A 19,357-nucleotide genomic window follows, 5' to 3' on the forward strand; every position below is an offset into this window, starting at 1 on the left:
TTTTAGTTGTTTAAAGAAGTTCTATCAAGCGAAAATTTATGGGTAGCGATGCAAATGAAGACATACCTGTTTACAATAAAATTCCAACTTTTAATGATATAAAGATTGAGCCCTTTGACATCACTAAAAGATATACCAAACCGCACAAGCACAATAAATATCTTGAAATTGCATATTTCACACAGGGTAGTGGCTTTCATTTTTTAGATTTAAATCCACTTGAAATTAAACCACCAATTGTATTTCTTATTCATAAAAACCAAGTACATCATTGGAGTATAGATTCGCTTCCTGAAGGCTATGTAATAATAATTAAAGAATCGTTTTTAGATAACATACTTGACAAATCAATTCATATGCAATTGATTGAACTAAAAGCCCTACAAGAAATAGCTATTGACAAAAATGACAAGGTCATTGACATTCTTTTTAAAGCTTTACACCTTGAAATGAAAGCACAAATAATCAATCAAGAAGTAATAGAAGGTTGTTTAAAAGCATTACTCTCAAAAGTAATTTCACACTCAAGTAGTTCAAAAGAAAAAAACAATTCGTTAGAACAAGGTTTTATACAATTACTATCTGAAGAACTTAATAACAACGTAGATTTTTATGCTCGTAAATTAAATACCTCAGCGCAAAATTTAAATGCAGTCTGCCAAAAAACATTTCACAAAACTGCTTCAACAGTAATTACAGAACATTTGATACAAGAAATTAAACGTCAATTGTTATATACATCTAAAAATATAAGTAACATTGCGTATGATCTAAACTTCAATGACAATTCAAATTTCACCAAATTTTTTAAACGTCATACCAAATTAACTCCGTTACAATTCCGTAAGACTTCATCCTAATAAATAGTACCATTTATTTGTAAAATAGACCATAAAAGGAAATATCCTAATAATACCTTGTGCTATTAAATCAACCTACAACAAACGAATGGCAAAAGGTACATTTATAGTATTCTTCTTTTTAATTGTATCGCTAACGAGCGCTACTGCTCAAATTCAGGGCAAAATTATAGACGAGCAAAATATCCCGCTTGAATATGCGACTGCTGCACTATTTAAGCAGTCAGATGGTTCATTAGTAACCGGTGTTATTACTGACATTGACGGTATTTTTCGAATTGAAAATATCGAAAATGGCACATATTACATCGAAGCATCTTTTATTGGTTATGACATAAAAACTATAAAAAATATTAGCATCACCAATTCAAAAAATGTAAAACAGCTAGAAAACATTCAATTAATATTGGGCAATCAGCTAAATGAAGTTGTTGTACAAGGCGAACGTGCTACGGTGATTAATAAAATAGACCGTCAAGTTTTTGACGCTCAAAAATTTAAAAATGCCAAAGGAGGAACGGGTGTAGATGTGATACGAAATTTACCTTCAGTAAGTATTGATGCGCAAGGTGAAATTAGCGTAAGAGGTAGTACAGGTTTTATGGTATTACTTAACGGAAAACCCACACAAGGTAATGCCAGCGCATTGATTGCACAATTACCAGCAAATGCTATTGAACGTGTTGAAGTAATTACAGCCCCTTCTGCTAAATATGACCCTGAAGGAAAAGCAGGTATTCTAAATATTATTACAAAAAAGGGCGCAACCGATGGTGCCTACGGTCAATTAAATTTAAAAGGTGGGTTACCATCAATTGAAACATATGACAATGATAAATTTCACCAACGTTACGGCATTGATGCAACGTATAACATTCGAAATGATAAATGGAATATCTCCTTCGGAGCAAATTATCAAAGGAATGATTTAGGTGGAAGACGTGAAGGTGATGTATTTACAATTATCAATGATATACTAACCCAGTTTCCTTCATCAGGCGAGCGTAGTTTTGATGAAGTCAACTACAACGGAAGGCTAACCGTAGATTTCACGCCAGATACAACTAACACCTTTTCATTGGGCTTTTTTGCAGGCAAACGTAGTAAGGATCGTTTAGCGGATATTGTTTATTATGACAATCATGCACGTACCCCAGTTGAAAATGAAAATAGATTTAGAACCTTTAGCTATTACAATCATAATTTAAGAATACGTACCAGTGATTTTGCCTTAGGTAGTTTTGATTATACGCATCTCTTTAAAAACAAATCAACACTATCAACTTCATTTTTATATGAGTATACGCTTTTAGGTGGACCAACGGTGAATCAAAATCTAGGTCATCCTGACAATTCAATTGTGTATCAAGATGAATACAATACCAATGACAACCCCTTAAACGGATTGCGCCTACAAGTTGATTATGCTTTTAAGCCTTTTAAATTCGGAACCCTAGAAGCAGGTTATCAGTATCGAAATTTAAATCATACCGGCGATTTTGTTTACCAACGACGAACTGATTATAATGCTGACTTTGCATTGGTTCCAGATTTTTCAAGTGAAGTAGATTTAAATCGAACAATTAATTCGGCCTACACACAATTGACAGGCAAAAGTGATAAATGGAATTATGCTGCCGGAGCGCGATTAGAACTTACAAACCGAACCTTAGACTTGCGTGATAAAGCCAATACAATAGACACGACCTACACTTATGATTTTACAAAATTATATCCATCAGCTTCACTACAATATGCGTTAAGTGAACGCACAAAACTAAAGGCTTCATATAGCAAACGTGTTGAACGCACAACTACTTTTAAAATGAATCCTTTTCCTGAAAGAGAACATTCTGAAACATTAGAACAAGGTGATCCTACTTTAAAACCTGAATTTATAGATTTAATTGAATTGGGAATCACCGAAAACTTAAAGGGTGGAAATTCACTTTTTGCAACAGCGTATTACAGGAATGTAAAAAATGTGGTAAATCGTGTAAACACAATTTACAACGACACTATTTTAAATCGAATTTATTCAAATGTTGGCACTGCAAAGGCCCTTGGCTTAGAAATAGGCACACAACTAAAACCTACTAAAAATTGGTCTAATTTTATCGGAGCTAATCTATATAGTTATAAAATAGACGGTTCATTTGACAACAAACCAATAGCTACTGACGCAACTGTATACTCCGTAAATTTGAACTCGACTTATAATTTTTGGGAAAACGCATCACTACAATTTACCTTTAATTATTTATCAGAAAGAATAACCGCTCAAGGTGAAGATTCAAGATTTTATTCACCAAACTTAACTTTTCAAAAATCGTTTTTAAAAGATCGATTAACGGCCACGTTGCAATGGCAGAACATTGATATGGGCTTACTAGCCACCAATGAGCAACGCATTACAACCTACCGCCCAAACGAGTTTTATACTACAACTAACTATGTGTATGAAGTAGACATGGTTATGCTAAACGTATCCTACACTTTCAAGAATGGTAAAAACCAATCTAAGTTTATTGATAGCGAATTCGGTAAACGCGAATTTTAATGCGCATAGCTATAAATTAAATTATGACCGTTAATTATATTTTTAATACAATCCAAAGTTAGAAATCACCCTAACTTAGAAACACATTTGTTTTTCTAAATATCTTATCTTCAGACTTGAAACAATATTAAAGATGATTTGTTAGCAATCATGATTTGCCTAACAGCCAAAATTTGATTTTAAATATGGATAAGAAAAGAAGAAATGTACTGCGCAGCCTAGCACTTGCTCCTATTTTATTGAGTTCTCGAAACCTTTTTGCAAGTCCATTAAATACAACCTCAGCCTCGTCTAGATTGCAATATAGTGTCAATGCATATACATTCAATTCTTTGCTTAAAAGCGGAGAAATGACATTTTTTGATATGATGGAGTTTGCCTCCACTCTGGGTTTGAATGCAGTGGACATAACAGGCTATTATTTTACCAATTTTCCTAAAATACCTGATGATAAAACTCTGTTTCAACTAAAGAAGAAAGCATTAGAATTAGGGTTAAATATTTCATGGACAGGTGTTAGAAATAACTTTGTAAATCCAGATAAAACTGTACGAGAATCTGATGCTGAGTTGATAAAAAATTGGTTGCAAGTATCATCAAAACTTGGAGCTTCAATTATGCGCATTTTTCCAGGGAAAGGAGAGCACGAAGGTTATTCAAGAGACGAAGTTAAAAAATGGATGGTATCAGACTTTCAAAAGTGTGCTACATATGCTGAAGAAACAGGTGTTATTGCAGGCATGCAACATCACAACGATTTCTTGTTTGAAGCAGATGAGGTTATCGATATTTTAAAAAGAGTAAATTCAGAATGGTTCGGATTAATTTTAGATATTGGTAGTTTACGAAAAGGAAATCCGTACGAAGAAATACAGAAATTAGCACCCTACGCAAATTACTGGTTTATAAAAGAATTAGTTTATGTAAATGGAATTGCGGAACCTGTTAATATGCAAAAGATAGCTCGCATTTTGAAAGATGCAAACTATACAGGTTACATTTCTTTCGAAAGCTTAACTGACGGCGACCCAAAACAAATTGTAACCTCTATGTTTGCTGATTTTAGAGCAGCGTATGAAAAACTTTAAATAGTATAGCAATCAAAACTAAATACATTATTGATTCCAAGGCGAATGATGTTCGTGCACTATTTTCCATCCACCGTCTGTTCGTACAAATAATAGAGTAGTTTGTTCATTAATTACAACTAGGTCTTCTCCAAACTTTAAATGAAAATCAGACTGAAAAGTCAAATTAGCAACATCACCATAGACAGCAACTTTTAAATTTATTGCATCAAATTTCACAACTTCAGTAACTGCACCAAAAGCTCCCCGCTCATAAGCTTCGTTAGCTGCTGCATCATTAACTGCTTCACCATTTTTAAATTCGGTAAACTTTGTACTATAGCCATGAAAGGCAATTAACTTGTCCATATCGCCATCTCTAAGGCTTTGTTCAATTGCATTCCAAGTTTCAATAACTTCTTGTTTGGCTTCAGGAAATTCAGTTTGTATAAGATCTACTTGAACAGTAGGTTGCGGTTGCACTTCGTCATCATCATTACAACCTGTAATAAAAAATGAACAAACAGTAAATAATATAAGCGTCATTTTAGTTTTCATACTATATGTTTTAGTGATTAGTAGCTGTTTATAGCAACATGAGATTCAATTCTCATACCGTGCTAAAACAATAATGTAAAACTAAAAGCTTGCTAAAAGTTTTGATGTAAGATTTGTTCCAAAACCTGTCACAAAATCTACAACACCCAATTATTAAATTACATTTTGGAGTGAATTGAAACTAAAATCATAAGCTATTTCTGAAACAGTTTTATGTCCCTTTCGTAAGGTTTGTTCAGTAAACATCATACGTAATTCCAAATCAATTAATTAGGCGACATTCCAAATAAGAATGAAACGCGACGACACACTTATGTTTTGTTAAAACCTTGCCGATAGCCGAGGCTTGCTTTATTAATTAAAGTAGCCCTTTAATGCTTTTCTATAAATTCAAAAATACTTTACGAAAAGGGCTTAAAATTATTGAAAATGGTAAAAATGGAGAATGGATTACCAAATTATACAATGAACTTTTGTAGAAATAAAACAGCTATAAAAACATCAAGTTAAATAACTAAATATCAATCACATAGAACATATAGAAAAAAGTAGCACCAATTAATAGTAAGGAATAAAAAAAAATCAGTCAAATTAAATGCTGCCAGCTTTGTGTTGGTATAAAAAATGGTGTAAGCAATAGCGCTTTGCTCATGCAGTTATTTTACATGTGACTGCAAAAAACTAAAGCTTGATTAATTTATGTTATAATTGTAACCATTGGCTTTTTAATAAGAAAATTTTGATTAAAAATTATTTCAGTATACTTCGAAAAATTAGAACAACTTCACATTCGTAATCAATATGAATCTAGACGAAAAGTATAAAAACATACGGCAACAAACCCTCAATTTTTGCAGCCACTTACAAGCAGAAGATTACTCCATTCAGGTTGTACAATTCGCGAGTCCTGCAAAATGGCATTTGGCGCATACAACTTGGTTTTTCGAAACCTTTATCTTAAAAAATGAAGTAGCCAATTACACTGAATTTGATTCAAATTTTAACTTCCTTTTCAATAGTTATTACAACAATGTAGGCGATAGAGTTTTACAGGCGAACAGAGGCAATATGTCTCGCCCGAGTACCGATGAAATTTTTTCTTATAGAAACTATGTGGATGAAAAAATGTTGGATTATCTACAACAAGATCCTTCAAAAAAAATTATCGATTTAGTTGTTTTAGGCTTAAACCATGAGCAACAACACCAAGAATTATTGATTACAGATGTAAAATATATGCTTGGTCATAATGCTTTGTTTCCTGTCTTTGATACTGCATACAATTTAATAAAAGACAAAAACGCAACTTCAGAAAGCATAAAAATTAATGCCGGCGTCTATGAAATTGGGCATCAAAGCAATGAATTTAGTTACGATAATGAATTAGGTGTACACCAGGTTTATATTGATGATTTTGAGATAAACAATCATCTAGTAACAAATGAGGAGTTTATTGAATTTATAGAATCCGGTGCCTATTCTGATTTTAATCTTTGGCTTGATGAAGGTTGGTCTTGGGTAAACTCAAACAAAATTGATTCACCCATGTACTGGCATAAAATTGATGGTACATGGCATGCCTATACGCTTGCAGGTTTACAAAAAATAGATAGCCAAGCACTATTATGTCACATTAACTTTTATGAAGCAAACGCCTTTGCAGAGTGGAAAGGTATGCGGTTACCTACTGAATTTGAATGGGAAATAGCTGCTAAAAAATTGGACTGGGGTAAACGTTGGGAATGGACAAACAGTGCCTATTTACCTTACCCGAATTTTGTAAAAGAAAATGGTGCTGTTGGTGAGTACAATGGCAAATTTATGAGTAACAAAATGGTACTAAGAGGGGCTTCTGTTGCTACTTCTAAAAACCATAGTCGCATTACCTACCGCAATTTTTTTCATCCTTCAGAACGCTGGCAATTCACTGGAATAAGATTAGTAAAATAACATGATAGAGATTTTTAAAAGTGATGTAGAAAAAGGATTAGAATCATGTCCGAGAACACTACCTTCAAAATACTTTTATGATAAAAAAGGAGATGCTTTTTTTGTTGAAATAATGAATTTACCTGAGTATTACCTTACCCGGTGTGAATTGAATATTTTTCAAAACAAAACCCAGCAACTTGTTGAGGCTTTGGGCGTAAAACCAGATTCTTATTTCGAGTTGATAGAGCTAGGTGCTGGTGACGGCACAAAAACCAAAGAATTACTTCGATTATTAGATGAACAGAATCATTCTTTTGATTATTTCCCTATCGATATTTCTTCCAATGCGTTAAACTTATTAGAAAAGGACCTTAACGCAGCATTACCAAGAGTATCTGTACAAACAAAGCAAGGTGATTACTTTAAGGTTTTAGCTTCACTAAAAGATAATAAAAAGCCTAAAATCATATTATTTCTTGGTTCAAATATTGGAAATATGACAGATGATTTAGCCGCAGATTTCATTTATAATTTAGGGTCAAATCTGCAAATAGGCGATAAGTTATTGTTGGGTGTAGATTTAATAAAATCAGAAGAAATTGTACTACCTGCGTATAATGATAGTAAAGGTATTACCGCAAAATTTAATCTTAATTTACTCGATAGAATTAATAATGAACTTGGCGGAAATTTTAATCTTAAACAGTTTAAACACCAACCCGAATACAATAAAAATGAGGGTATCGCTAAAAGTTTTATTATGAGTACGGCGGATCAAAAAGTAGAAATTAAAGCCATAGACAAAACATACAATTTTACCAAAGGCGAAAAAATTCATACCGAAATATCTAGAAAATATAATGATGACCTTATAAAGAAAATCATTTCTAAAACTGATTTCGTTCTTGAAAACAAAATACTAGATAGTAAAGCCTATTTTGCAGATTACATTCTAACAAGAAATTAAAATTAGTATCTTCAAAAGAACTGAAGTAAACAAATAAAGCAATTGTTATGAGCTATAAAGATTTTAAAGACCTAAAAGCAGTTTATGTGAATTGCACATTAAAGAAATCACCATTAACTAGCCATACGTCAAAACTTATCGAGGTTTCAAAATCGATAATGAAGAAAGAACAAGTTGTTGTTGAAGAGATTCGGTTAATTGATCATAATGTAGCTACCGGTGTTTATCCAGATATGAAAGACCATGGATGGAAAGAAGATGAATGGCCTGAACTTTTTGAAAAAATATTTGACGCAGATATTCTAATTGTTGGTACGCCAATATGGTTGGGAGAAAAATCATCCGTCGCACAGAAATTAATCGAGCGATTATATGGTATGAGTGGCAAAACAAATGCTAAAGGCCAATATAGTTTTTATGGTAAAGTGGGTGGCTGCATGGTTACTGGTAATGAAGATGGAATCAAGCATTGTGCTATGGGGATATTATATTCACTACAACATGTAGGATACTCTATACCACCACAAGCAGATTGCGGATGGATAGGAACAGTAGGCCCCGGACCTAGTTATGGAGATACTGAATGGAATGGCGAAGAATTAAAAACACCTGTGGGTTTTGATTCCGATTTCACCAATCGCAATACAACTTTCATGACGTACAATTTATTGCATTTGGCTTCTATGTTAAAAAAACAAGATGGATATCCTAGTTACGGAAATTCTAGAGAAGAATGGGATGATGGTACAAGATGGAATTTTGACAATCCTGAATACCGGTAAATGTATCGATACTGTTTCCATTTTTAAAATCTAAAAGCAATCTCAATTCCTTTTAAATTCTAGTACGCAATAACCTAGATCAAAACTAATTTTACATATTGGGTCCAAAAATTATTTAATAAAATGAAAATAGCAGTTACTTCAGCAAACGGAAAATTAGGTTCGGCAATTATAAAAAACTTAATTAAGGAAATAGGAAAAGAAAATGTTATAGGCATTGCACGTACACCAGAAAAAGCAAAACATCTAGGTATTGAAATAAGAAAAGGAGATTATAATAATCGTGAAGATTTTAATACTGCTTTACAAGGAATAGACACTGTGATGTTGCTTTCTGGAATGGATGAACCCCAAAAAAGAATTCAACAACATAGAAATGTAATTGAAGCAGCAAAACAAAATGGTGCAGAGAAAATAGTATATACCAGCATTGTTGGAGACGAAGAAAATACTGCATTTAGTCCCGTAGTACAAAGTAACCGCCAAACAGAAGTTGATGTTCAAAATTCAGGTCTGAATTGGGTAATTGGTAGAAACGGAATTTATATTGAGCCCGATTTAGAGTATATAGAAACCTACGAAAAGGAAGGTGAAATTAGAAACTGTGCTGGTGATGGAAAATGTAGTTATACCAGCAGAGAAGAATTAGGTTATGCATACGCTAAAATGCTTATTGAAGAAAAACACAATGGTCAAACATATAATCTTGTCGGCCAACCTATAACCCAAAACCAACTCGCTGATTACATAAATCAGGTTTATAATACACATCTCGTATACAACTCCGTTTCGGTAGCGAACTATTTAATTGAGCGAAAAAATGCGTTGGGTGATTTTATAGGAACTATAATTTCAGGCATTTACGAAGGCATTAAAAATGGCGCTAATGACGTATCTTCGGATTATAAAAAAGCTACGGGTAAATCTCATAAGTCACCCCTAGAAATGATTAATGAATTCAAAAAAGTATGAAATTTAAACTCCTCTTTACCATAGTGCTATTTGCTATTATAAATAGTTCAAATTGTATTGCTCAAGAAAAAACTTTGTACAAAGAGATTGATTCAACGAAATTATTTTTAGAAACATATTATCCGGCAGAGCTTGAAGCAAATAAAAGTTACCCAGCTATGATTTTCTTTTTTGGTGGCGGATGGACTGGTGGAAATAGAAGTCATTTTATTAACCATGCGCAGTATTTTTCTAAAAGAGGAATTGTGTGTTTTTTGGCGGATTATAGAACAAAAAGTAAAAACAACACCACGCCGTTTGAATCGCTCAAAGATGCTAAATCTGCAATGCGATTTATTCGAAAAAACGCGAGTAATTTTAAAATCGACAGCGCTAAAATTATCGCTTCTGGAGGCTCAGCTGGCGGACATCTTGCTGCTGCAACAGCATTAATAGAAGACTTTAATGAAACCACTGATGATATATCTATAAGTTCTGTACCAAATGCCTTAGTTCTTTACAACCCAGTAATTGATAATGGCCCAGGCGGTTATGGATACGAACGAATTGGTGCTACCTATAAAAGTTTTTCCCCTTTACACAACATAAAAAAAGGAGCTCCTCCAACAATATTATTTTTAGGGACAAAGGATAAACATATACCGGTTGAAACGGTACAGTATTACAAAACCGTAATGAACAAAGTTGAAAGCAGATGCGAATTAAAAATTTATGAGGGTCAGGGACACGGTTTCTTTAATTATGCAAATTTTGAAAATTACAAAAAGACAATTACTGAAACTGATATTTTTTTACAGTCGCTTGGGTATTTAAAAAAAGAACCAGTAGTAGCTATTAAGTAAAAATAGTTACGCGGACCAAAGTTTCTTAAAATAACAATGGGAATAGAATTTATTATCTATTCCCATTGTGCTAAAAAATTGTTTAAAAATCAAATAACCTACGCAGGCATGTCAGGCAACTTCCATCCATCACGATAGGTATGACTCACCAGTTCTTTTGCAAATTCACTAGCAGAAAAAGGCTCCGTCCAATCTTTTTGAAATTTCGGTCGACCACCATCGGTAGTGACAAAATTATCACGAATAACTGTTTTAATAGTTTCATCATCTCCAATATTGGTGAACTGCATGTTGGCACCATCCCATTCTAAAATTTTATTCAATGATTGTAATCGTACAGCTAAAACTCCCATAACTACCATTTCATTAAATGGTCCTGCTTCAGAAAAATCAGAAGTACAAGGTTTGCGATTTTCAGGACTTTCTTTACAAGCACGAACCCAATCCATCTCATGTGCCCCTTTGTTCCAAGCCAATCCTATTTCTTCCTCAACCCGTCGTTCTGTTTTAGCAACTTTTGGTAAATCTCTACCAATAATTTCAGGTTCCACTCCATAACAACCTGCATGAATAATTCCTTTAGTTCCATAAAAGAAGGTACCACCACCTGATTTATTTGGATCCTTACCATTCGTCCATCCTTTAGGTAATGCTGGTTTAATTCCTCCATCAAACCATGAGACTTCAACTTCTGGCAGTTTTACTTTACCAATTTTTCCACGCTTCGGAAAAGTCATCTTAACAGATTGTGCAGTTGGCGCACAATCTCTTAGTAGTAATGAAGAACTACCTTGTGCTTTCGTCGGATATCCTAATTTTAAAGCTTCGAAAACGGGGTGTAAAATATGGCAGGCCATATCACCTAAGGCACCAGTACCATAATTCCACCAACCACGCCAGTTCCAAGGATGATACACTTGATTATACGGAACTAATTTTGCAGGTCCTGTAAACAAATCCCAATCTAAAGTATCAGGAACCCAGTGACCTTGTGTCGGCGGATTTAAACCTTGTGGCCAAGTAGGACGATTTGTAAACGACTCTACTTTGGTAATTTCACCAATGGCACCACTCCATATCAATTCACAGGTTTCAGCCACCCCAGCACCTGAGGCACCTTGATTCCCCATTTGAGTTGCAACCTTATGTTTCTTGGCAAGTTTGGTCAATAAACGTGATTCATAAACGGAATGTGTCAATGGCTTTTGCACATACACGTGCTTGCCACGAATCATAGCCTCTGCCGCAACAATGGCGTGTGTATGATCTGCAGTGGCAATAACCACTGCATCAAATTCATCAGCCATTTCATCGAACATGACTCTAAAATCTTTAAAGCGTTTCGCTTTAGGAAAATGTTCAAAACAACGTTTCGCATAATTCCAATCTACATCACAAAGACCGACAATATTTTCACTTTCAAGGTTTCTTAAATTTCCAAATCCCATGCTTCCGACACCAACACCAACAATATTTAATTTGTCACTGGGTGCCTTGTGTCCTAATCCGGTAATTACATTACTGGGAAGAATGGAAATACCGACTGCTGCGGTTCCTGATTTTCTAATAAAGTTTCTTCTTGTCGTCATTTAGAATTGAAATTAAAGTTAGTTTGCTAAATAGATTTTGCATGAAATACTATTATGCCTAAAAGATATAAACTTTTTTTTTCAATGTTCTGTCGACGCTAATATTTGTTTAGGGTAAAGCTGTTTTTTTGATATTTTGAGAATCGCAAACAGCTATCTATTTCTTGAAAGTAAAATAAGATTAGATTCCGAAATTGTCTTCAGATTAATTAATTGAATGGTTTATGGAAAATGAAAAGCCGTGCTGATCTAATTATAGGCAACCATAAACTCAACACTATTATTTATATGTTTTGAATAAGATGGCTTACTTAAGAAAAGTACCAAAACGTTCAAAATGACACGTATACCCATTAGGTATACGAAGCAAATAATCTTGATGTTCAGGTTCTGCTGGCCAAAAAACTGTAAAAGGTTCTAAAGTAGTCACCGCATTTGCTTCCCACCGATTGGAATCATCAACAATTTTAATCACTTCTTCGGATATCGCTTTCTCTTCTTCATTCTGAAAAAATATAGTAGAACGATAACTAGACCCACGATCATTGCCTTGTTGGTCTATTGTGGTAGGATTATGAATTCTAAAAAAATAATCTAAAATAGCCTTAAACGAAGTTTCATTTGAGTCGTAAGTTAATTCGATTCCCTCTGCATGACCTGGGTGATTTTTGTACGTAGGATTTTCATTTTCTCCACCTAAATAACCAACTTCAGTATCTTTAATTCCGGGTTGCACTCTAAACAAATCTTCCATTCCCCAAAAGCAACCCCCAGCGATATATGCTTTTTTAATACTCATTCTTTTCTTTTTAATTCTTTTAATCTATCCGTCTTAAAACAAACAAATTCAAAATAGTTTTATGAACTGCACGACAACATTGAACATCCTACTTTATGTCGCGCCCAATCCGGTCGTTTTGCAAACCATTTTTCATTTTCGGGTTGCTCATCATAGGGTTTTTTCAATAACTGATACAATTCATCAATCAAACTATAATCCGCTTCGTCAGCGGCATCAATAGCTAATTGCGCCATGAAATTTCGCAACACATATTTAGGATTGGTTTTATTCATGGCCGTTTTTCTTTCATCATCAGAAAGCATCTCTTTTTTCAACCGAACTTGATAGTTTGAAAACCATTCGTTCCATTCGCCTTCAAGTTCACCCGTAATTTCTATTGCATTATAAAAGGCTGCTTCAACAATTGCCAAACCTTCTACCTCACCCTCTTTTTGAAAATTTGCTAGATTCCTGAAAAAGATAGTCATATCCGTTTCAGATTTTTGCAAAATTGCTTCAAGTGAAGTAACCAATTGTAGGTCATTTTCATCCTTTTCAAACAATCCAAGTTTTGACTGCATCATAGACAAATACGCGGCATCCGTTTGTTCTTGTAAAGTCTTTAAAATATCTTGTAAAGGTGCAACCTCATCAATCAACGGATAAAGTGCATTCGCCAATTTGTATAGATTCCACAGCACAAGATCTGGCTGCGAACCGTAACGATATCTTTTATGTTGCCTATCTGTAGTGTTGGGTGTCCAGCCATGGTCATATCCTTCCAACCAACCATACGGACCATAATCAATAGTCAATCCTAAAATCGACATATTATCCGTATTCATAACCCCATGAACAAAACCAACACGTTGCCAATGCATAACCATTGCCAAACTTTTCTCACCCACCTCTTTTAAAAATTTCAGATAGGTTTCTTTTGACGGTTCACCCAAATGTGCATAGTGGTGTTTGATGGTATAATCAACAAGGATTCTTAAAGTCGTTGTATCTTCGCGGGAAGCAAAAATCTCATAACTACCGAAGCGTAAAAAAGATGGTGCTACCCTACACACAATAGCGCCTTTTTCATATTCAGGATTACCATTGTAGAGTACATCACGTAAAACTTGATCACCAGAAAGCGCCAATGATAATGCTCTAGTTGTAGGTACACCCAAATGGTACATAGCTTCGCTACACAGGTATTCACGAATTGACGAACGCAAGACCGCCAAACCATCAGCAGTTCTTGAATACGGTGTTTCACCTGCACCCTTTAATTGTAAAGCCCAGCTTTTATTATTGTGTTCAACTTCAGTCAAATTAATTGCGCGACCATCACCCAACTGCCCAGCCCAATTTCCGAATTGATGACCACCATAACACATTGCAAAAGGAGATGTATTTGGCAAAACCTCATTGCCCGTAAAAACCTTTAAAAAAGCCTCACTTTTAGCATCGTCAACAGTTAGCCCCAATTCATTCAACATTTCAGAAGAAACATGAAGCATTTCAGCATTTGCTGTGGTTTTTGGCGTTACATAAGAAAAACAAGATTTCATTACTTGCCGTCTACCATTCGCTGTAATTGGATCCGCAGGCAGCTCTTTATTGAACTTGTCTTGTATGTTTAATTTTAAACTCAAAATAGTTTTCCTTTCTTTTTAATATACCATGGTGATTCCAACAAATTAAGTCGTTTGTTCAGCCTAGTCCTTACGGAAAGGTTCAAGCTAAAACCGCAATTATTCTTCGTTAGATTGTGTTTCTAATTGCATTGATTCTGAGTTGATGCAATAACGGAGTCCACTTGGCTCAGGGCCATCCGGAAAAACGTGCCCTAAGTGTCCGTCACAGGTATTGCACATCACTTCTACACGCACCATTCCGAAAGAAGAATCTTTATGATATTTAATTGCGTTTGCTGCAATAGGTTGTGTAAAACTTGGCCAACCCGTACCCGATTCAAATTTAATAGTAGAATCAAACAAAGGCGTATCACAACACACACAGTTATATTTTCCCGCTTCATGAACACTACATAAGGCACCAGAATGTGGAGCTTCAGTTCCTTTTTGGCGTGTAATTCTATATTGTTCAGGCGTCAAAATAGCCTTCCATTCGGCTTCTGTTTTCTCAACCCTTTTATCTGGTGTCGGATTACCTTTAACACTAAAATGAATTATATCTTTCCAATTTAACATGTCTTTATCTTTCATTTATTTGTTACTGTAAAATTAAGAACAACAAATCACTTTAACTTTCTTCTATTCTATTAGTATTGTCGTTATCAAAACAGAAACTAACACAATACCTATATTACTTTGGTGCCTTTATAACTTCTTGATTCACAACCGCACCATCAACATCATAATGTGTAAATTGAATTGTAGGTGTTTTTTTATCGCGAAATACGTTCACTGCCAAAAAGCCACCTTTTACACGTAAAAACTTATGTTCCGGTCGAATATCATTAGGATCCCAACCTTGTGCATGATTATCACTAACGGGGCCTTGACTAAATTCACGCAAACCAGTTTTTGGATCTACAGAAACATATTGCCAATGCCGATCCCCATTAATTACAAAAACTTTTTGTGTGGCTAAGTACTTTCGCAACCATTCGCCTTCCGTTTCAAATGAACGGTTTGAATGATTATCAAATTTACCTTTTGATCGGTCTGGTCCAACAACAGGTGTTGGTGAAACAAGAATTTTAAAACTTGCATCCGATGTTTCTACCGTTTCTTTAAACCATTCAATTTGTTCGGCACCCCAAATAGTTTTTTCCTTTCCATCGGGTGCTTTATTGTCACTTCTAAATTCGCGTACATCTACCATCCATACTTGTAAATCTTTACCCCAGCGAACAGTTCTGTAGGGTTTTTCTATAATGGGCACTTGCTCACGCCATATGTCTAAACCATCTAGATAACTTAATTCTCCAAAAGGTGTAGAATACGGCGTTGTATCATCTTTTAATAAATCGTGATCGTCTTTTTGTTGATACACAGACGTGCTACTATAAAAATCAACTAAGGCAGGCCACGAATTCATTGCATGCCATTTGTGCCGTGCCAATTCAACTGTATAGGCCATTGGCCCGGGTTTATCATAATATACATAATCACCAGTTTGGCAATGAAAAGACGGGTTCAATTTCCGCATGCTATCATAAATTTTAAAACCACGTTGTGGATCATCATGAGACCAAAAATACTGGCATGTTGACGAGGTAAACAATATTGGAACTGCTTCATCAGCCGAAGGAGCCGTTGTAAAGGCACCCTTAATTTCAGTACTAGTGGCATCGCTATTTTTTCTACCTTGAATAATAATAGCATATGTGGTGTTTGAAGCTAAGCCATCAAATTTTTGTTTTATAGTAAAATCTTTATAGCCAGACACATATTCCCAATCCGTTGTAATTGTAGTGTCTTTAGACTTTAAGGTTATTTTCACTTGACCGGCAGCACCTTCTACAGCACCCTCCATTTTTTGCACGGGCATGGAATTATCAAAATCTATAGGAGGTCTGAAAGTGGTGTTTTTTTGTTCATGATAAATGGCAACAGGTTTTGCAGTTTTACATAAACGTGTTAGAATAATTGCCGATGAGTGGGTAACCTCCCCTATTTTAAAACCAGTAGTAAAATATATGGTGTCATCATTCTGTGCTGTACTTTGCACAATACCTAATGAAAAAAATAGTAGGGTAAAGAAAACTCTCATACTGCTTATTTAAGGTGATACTAAAAATAGCCAATAATTATAGCTGGTCGATTTTTAACACAATAGTAAGGCAAATACTTTTTTAAAGTTGCTCTATTGCTTTCGGATTTAAAGATATTTAAAAAGAATTCTGCTTTATGAACAAAATGGACTTTACTCAGACGAAAAAAAACATAAACCTAATCGTTCGTGCTTACTAGTGCGCATCGCTACAGTTTACAATAAAAACATAATGCAGTGTTTAAGGCCAAATCAAAAGGTCTGTGTATATTTATAATGATGATACCCCGATAGCTATCGAGAATAAATTTAGCTTTTGACACGAAAGGAATAAAATTAAAAATAAGTTTTAGATTAGTAATACTAAAAATGGAATAAACGTAATAGTACGTTTAGCCAATTGTTAGGCACAATACTAAAAACGCAGTCAAAATTTGAAAATCATAGCCAAAATATTTTGTATAGGTCTTTTAATATCATTTTACGGGTGTCTACCTGGCATTGGAGAATGGGATATAACCCTATATGAACAAAAAATTGAGGGAACGTCTAAGGCTATTTATAAATACGATGCTTGGGGTGGAAGGGATTCGCACGTTTCCGGATATACGGTTCGGGACACCACTCAAAAATTCACAATCGCAGGAGTCAATAATTTACCGATTTCACAGTTAACTGACATCCCAAATAAAAATCTAATTCAGGCTATTGCGACAGTTCGAGTTCCTTATGAAGAGATGAAAGACTTAGAAGAATTATTTGTACCTGTAGAAACAAAAAAAATAGAAATTGAGGGACTAAATCTTCGAATAAAATACTATCAAGATAAAGACTTGAGAAATATGAAAAGAAGATATTACAGATATCAATTCAATGGTTTTAAAGAGACAAGAGATTCTATAACTTTTTATGACTTAAATGATATAGTTAGTATGGACAAATCGCCACATAGAGATAGTATAAAAGTAAAAAAAGGACATGTAATAATACGGCAAAGAGAGAATCTAGGAATAGTAGCAATAGAAATTGAGGATTTAACCCTATCAAATGGACAGGATAGTTTGATATCTAACTTGAGTTGCGTTTTGACGTCCAAAAACAAAATTGAATTGAGTGAATTTTCTGACTACGGGATGTTTAAAGAAAAAAGTACTGCGCCTAACAATGGCTATAGCAAATAGGGCATAAAGCGCCTAATTTAAAGGCTTGGGCTCATTTACTAAGTCCGCCAAATCTTTTGGATTTGGCAATTAAAAAAAGAAAAATAATTACAAAACAAAAAGCTCTGGCTCGCAGACCAGACGGAAACGAAAAGTTTCCTTGCCTGCCCTACTTGCCATAGCCTAAGCGTTACCACACATTTAAGAAATGACCGTAATAATATTATTTTTCTTGATTATAATTGGATTGAATTGCATTCCTTTTGTGGTCAAAACGGAGTTTCCAAAATTAGAAACACTTATTAAACGAACACTAATAATCACTTCGATTATTTTTATTTTAATGGTAATCTTGTTGTCAAATGGTTACCAACTAAAAGGAATTTACTCTCACTCATTTATAGAACTGACTTTTATAATTTTAATTCTTTTTTACTTTAGTTTTTTCAAGAACAATAAATCGAAGTTATTATCACTTTTTATATTAGTCCCATTAATTTCTTTGGCAACATTACTACTTGTATTTGAGCAAGTTATTACCGAATACAAGATAAATGAAAAATATAAAATTGAAGTTTCAAAGAGTGGATTTTTAGGCTGCGGAGAAAGAGTTTCAATCACTAAATCGGATTTAGGGATATTCCGTAAAAGAATATTGATACGAACGGATTTATGTTTAATCGGAATAGATAAGATAGAAACGGTAGAGTTCAACGAAAATGGCGCTGAATTTTTAATTTATCATAATGGGATTTTTGATAGTGAAAACCCATATAAATTCGAAATAAAAAATAAAAACGTGTGGTAACAATGCCTATAATTAATGTGGGGTTTGGGTTTTTACGCCAAGGTCTGTGTATATTTATGAGGTCGCAAAATCTTTGGGATTTTGCTTTAGACAAGAAAAAATAAAACAAAACAAAAAGATTTGGCTACGAGCTGTGGAGCAATAGGAATTGTAAATCACCGCCCCACACTAATCATAGCCGCACCGTTGGCGCAAATGTTAAGCAAGTATATCCAATACTAAAAATACTGCCTGATATTCTCCTGAAATTAAAACGCAGACGGATTCTGAATAACTTGACGGATTATTTACGTTGACGCAATCGTTATGTAAAAAATAATTTCCAATCTGTTCGGAGTAAAACGCAAGTAGTTCGCTTACTTCCCCCTACCGGGGTGGCAATTCGCAAGCAACACTTTAAGTACGCAAGTAGAACGCAAGCAACATCGCAAAAAAAACACTTGTGCCAACAGAACCTAAAAGTAATGCGGGCTTTGGTGTTTAATTCAATGGTTTATGTATTTTTAGATGGTCGCAAAATCTTTAGGATTTTGCTTTGGACTAGAAAAAAGTAAAACAAAACAAAAAGCTTCTGCTAAGCGTTGTGGCGCTATGGGAATTGTTTCTCTAAATCCGCACTACTCTTAGGTACTGTGTCAAAAAACAAGTTTTTTCTTTAAAATTTAGGAAACAAGTTGAGTAATCAAATTGTTATCCTGCGCAGCAAGGGCTTTATGCTTTTGCTGCTTTTTTGTTTCAAAATTTGCA

At 34.4% G+C, this 19,357-nt stretch carries 16 protein-coding genes; 10 read left to right on the top strand and 6 right to left on the bottom strand.

The features are described 5' to 3' along the window. The first annotated feature begins 38 nt into the window (after positions 1 to 38). The 3 genes from JQC67_RS18900 to JQC67_RS18910 all read left to right on the top strand — a co-directional run bounded on the left by JQC67_RS18900 (position 39) and on the right by JQC67_RS18910 (position 4,508). Complete coding sequence (locus tag JQC67_RS18900; protein WP_203254460.1) at positions 39 to 860, top strand: helix-turn-helix domain-containing protein; 822 nt, start codon at positions 39 to 41, stop codon at positions 858 to 860. Positions 861 to 948: 88 nt separating this feature from the next. Then, complete coding sequence (locus JQC67_RS18905) at positions 949 to 3,420, top strand: TonB-dependent receptor domain-containing protein (RefSeq protein ID WP_203254461.1); 2,472 nt, start codon at positions 949 to 951, stop codon at positions 3,418 to 3,420. Positions 3,421 to 3,605: 185 nt separating this feature from the next. Then, positions 3,606 to 4,508, top strand: coding sequence for a sugar phosphate isomerase/epimerase family protein (locus tag JQC67_RS18910; RefSeq protein WP_203254462.1), 903 nt, complete (start codon positions 3,606 to 3,608; stop codon positions 4,506 to 4,508). 27 nt (positions 4,509 to 4,535) lie between these two features. Here JQC67_RS18910 and JQC67_RS18915 read toward each other — a convergent pair whose 3' ends face one another. Then, on the bottom strand, positions 4,536 to 5,045 hold the full coding sequence (locus JQC67_RS18915) for a nuclear transport factor 2 family protein (protein WP_203254463.1): 510 nt from the start codon (positions 5,043 to 5,045) through the stop codon (positions 4,536 to 4,538). Positions 5,046 to 5,846: 801 nt separating this feature from the next. Between JQC67_RS18915 and egtB the strand changes: the two genes are divergently transcribed. From egtB to JQC67_RS18940, 5 genes are all read left to right on the top strand, one after another. Further along, entirely contained in the window at positions 5,847 to 6,995 is a 1,149-nt protein-coding gene (gene egtB, locus JQC67_RS18920; protein WP_203254464.1) for an ergothioneine biosynthesis protein EgtB, read from the top strand. Between the two features lies 1 nt (position 6,996). Then, a complete protein-coding gene (locus JQC67_RS18925) occupies positions 6,997 to 7,944 on the top strand; it encodes an L-histidine N(alpha)-methyltransferase (protein ID WP_203254465.1) in 948 nt (315 codons plus the stop codon). 47 nt (positions 7,945 to 7,991) lie between these two features. Next, positions 7,992 to 8,726 carry a flavodoxin family protein gene (locus JQC67_RS18930; RefSeq protein WP_203254466.1) on the top strand — a complete coding sequence of 245 codons (735 nt, stop codon included), beginning with the start codon at positions 7,992 to 7,994 and terminating at the stop codon, positions 8,724 to 8,726. 123 nt (positions 8,727 to 8,849) lie between these two features. After that, positions 8,850 to 9,698, top strand: coding sequence for an SDR family oxidoreductase (locus tag JQC67_RS18935; RefSeq protein WP_203254467.1), 849 nt, complete (start codon positions 8,850 to 8,852; stop codon positions 9,696 to 9,698). Continuing rightward, complete coding sequence (locus tag JQC67_RS18940) at positions 9,695 to 10,540, top strand: alpha/beta hydrolase (protein ID WP_203254468.1); 846 nt, start codon at positions 9,695 to 9,697, stop codon at positions 10,538 to 10,540. Before JQC67_RS18935 ends, JQC67_RS18940 begins: the two co-directional genes overlap by 4 nt. 98 nt (positions 10,541 to 10,638) lie before the next feature. Here JQC67_RS18940 and JQC67_RS18945 read toward each other — a convergent pair whose 3' ends face one another. The 5 genes from JQC67_RS18945 to JQC67_RS18965 all read right to left on the bottom strand — a co-directional run bounded on the left by JQC67_RS18945 (position 10,639) and on the right by JQC67_RS18965 (position 16,642). Then, complete coding sequence (locus JQC67_RS18945; protein ID WP_203254469.1) at positions 10,639 to 12,129, bottom strand: Gfo/Idh/MocA family protein; 1,491 nt, start codon at positions 12,127 to 12,129, stop codon at positions 10,639 to 10,641. A gap of 307 nt (positions 12,130 to 12,436) precedes the next feature. After that, on the bottom strand, positions 12,437 to 12,928 hold the full coding sequence (msrA, locus tag JQC67_RS18950; RefSeq protein WP_203254470.1) for a peptide-methionine (S)-S-oxide reductase MsrA: 492 nt from the start codon (positions 12,926 to 12,928) through the stop codon (positions 12,437 to 12,439). Between the two features lie 59 nt (positions 12,929 to 12,987). After that, positions 12,988 to 14,556: a protein adenylyltransferase SelO gene (locus tag JQC67_RS18955; RefSeq protein ID WP_238934923.1), complete on the bottom strand. Its 1,569-nt coding sequence runs from the start codon at positions 14,554 to 14,556 to the stop codon at positions 12,988 to 12,990. A gap of 99 nt (positions 14,557 to 14,655) precedes the next feature. Beyond that, on the bottom strand, positions 14,656 to 15,114 hold the full coding sequence (msrB, locus tag JQC67_RS18960; protein ID WP_203254533.1) for a peptide-methionine (R)-S-oxide reductase MsrB: 459 nt from the start codon (positions 15,112 to 15,114) through the stop codon (positions 14,656 to 14,658). Between the two features lie 115 nt (positions 15,115 to 15,229). Further along, positions 15,230 to 16,642: an alkaline phosphatase D family protein gene (locus tag JQC67_RS18965; protein WP_203254471.1), complete on the bottom strand. Its 1,413-nt coding sequence runs from the start codon at positions 16,640 to 16,642 to the stop codon at positions 15,230 to 15,232. A gap of 434 nt (positions 16,643 to 17,076) precedes the next feature. Here JQC67_RS18965 and JQC67_RS18970 point away from each other — a divergent pair, with 434 nt between their 5' ends. Together JQC67_RS18970 and JQC67_RS18975 are read left to right on the top strand one after the other, a co-directional pair. Beyond that, a complete protein-coding gene (locus JQC67_RS18970) occupies positions 17,077 to 17,823 on the top strand; it encodes a hypothetical protein (RefSeq protein ID WP_203254472.1) in 747 nt (248 codons plus the stop codon). 187 nt (positions 17,824 to 18,010) lie between these two features. Next, positions 18,011 to 18,610, top strand: a complete 600-nt coding sequence (locus JQC67_RS18975) for a hypothetical protein (RefSeq protein WP_203254473.1) — start codon at positions 18,011 to 18,013, stop codon at positions 18,608 to 18,610. Positions 18,611 to 19,357 lie beyond the last annotated feature (747 nt).

The sequence above is a fragment of the Aurantibacter crassamenti genome (genome assembly GCF_016811105.1).
In the GTDB taxonomy this organism is placed as follows: Bacteria; Bacteroidota; Bacteroidia; order Flavobacteriales; family Flavobacteriaceae; genus Aurantibacter_A; species Aurantibacter_A crassamenti.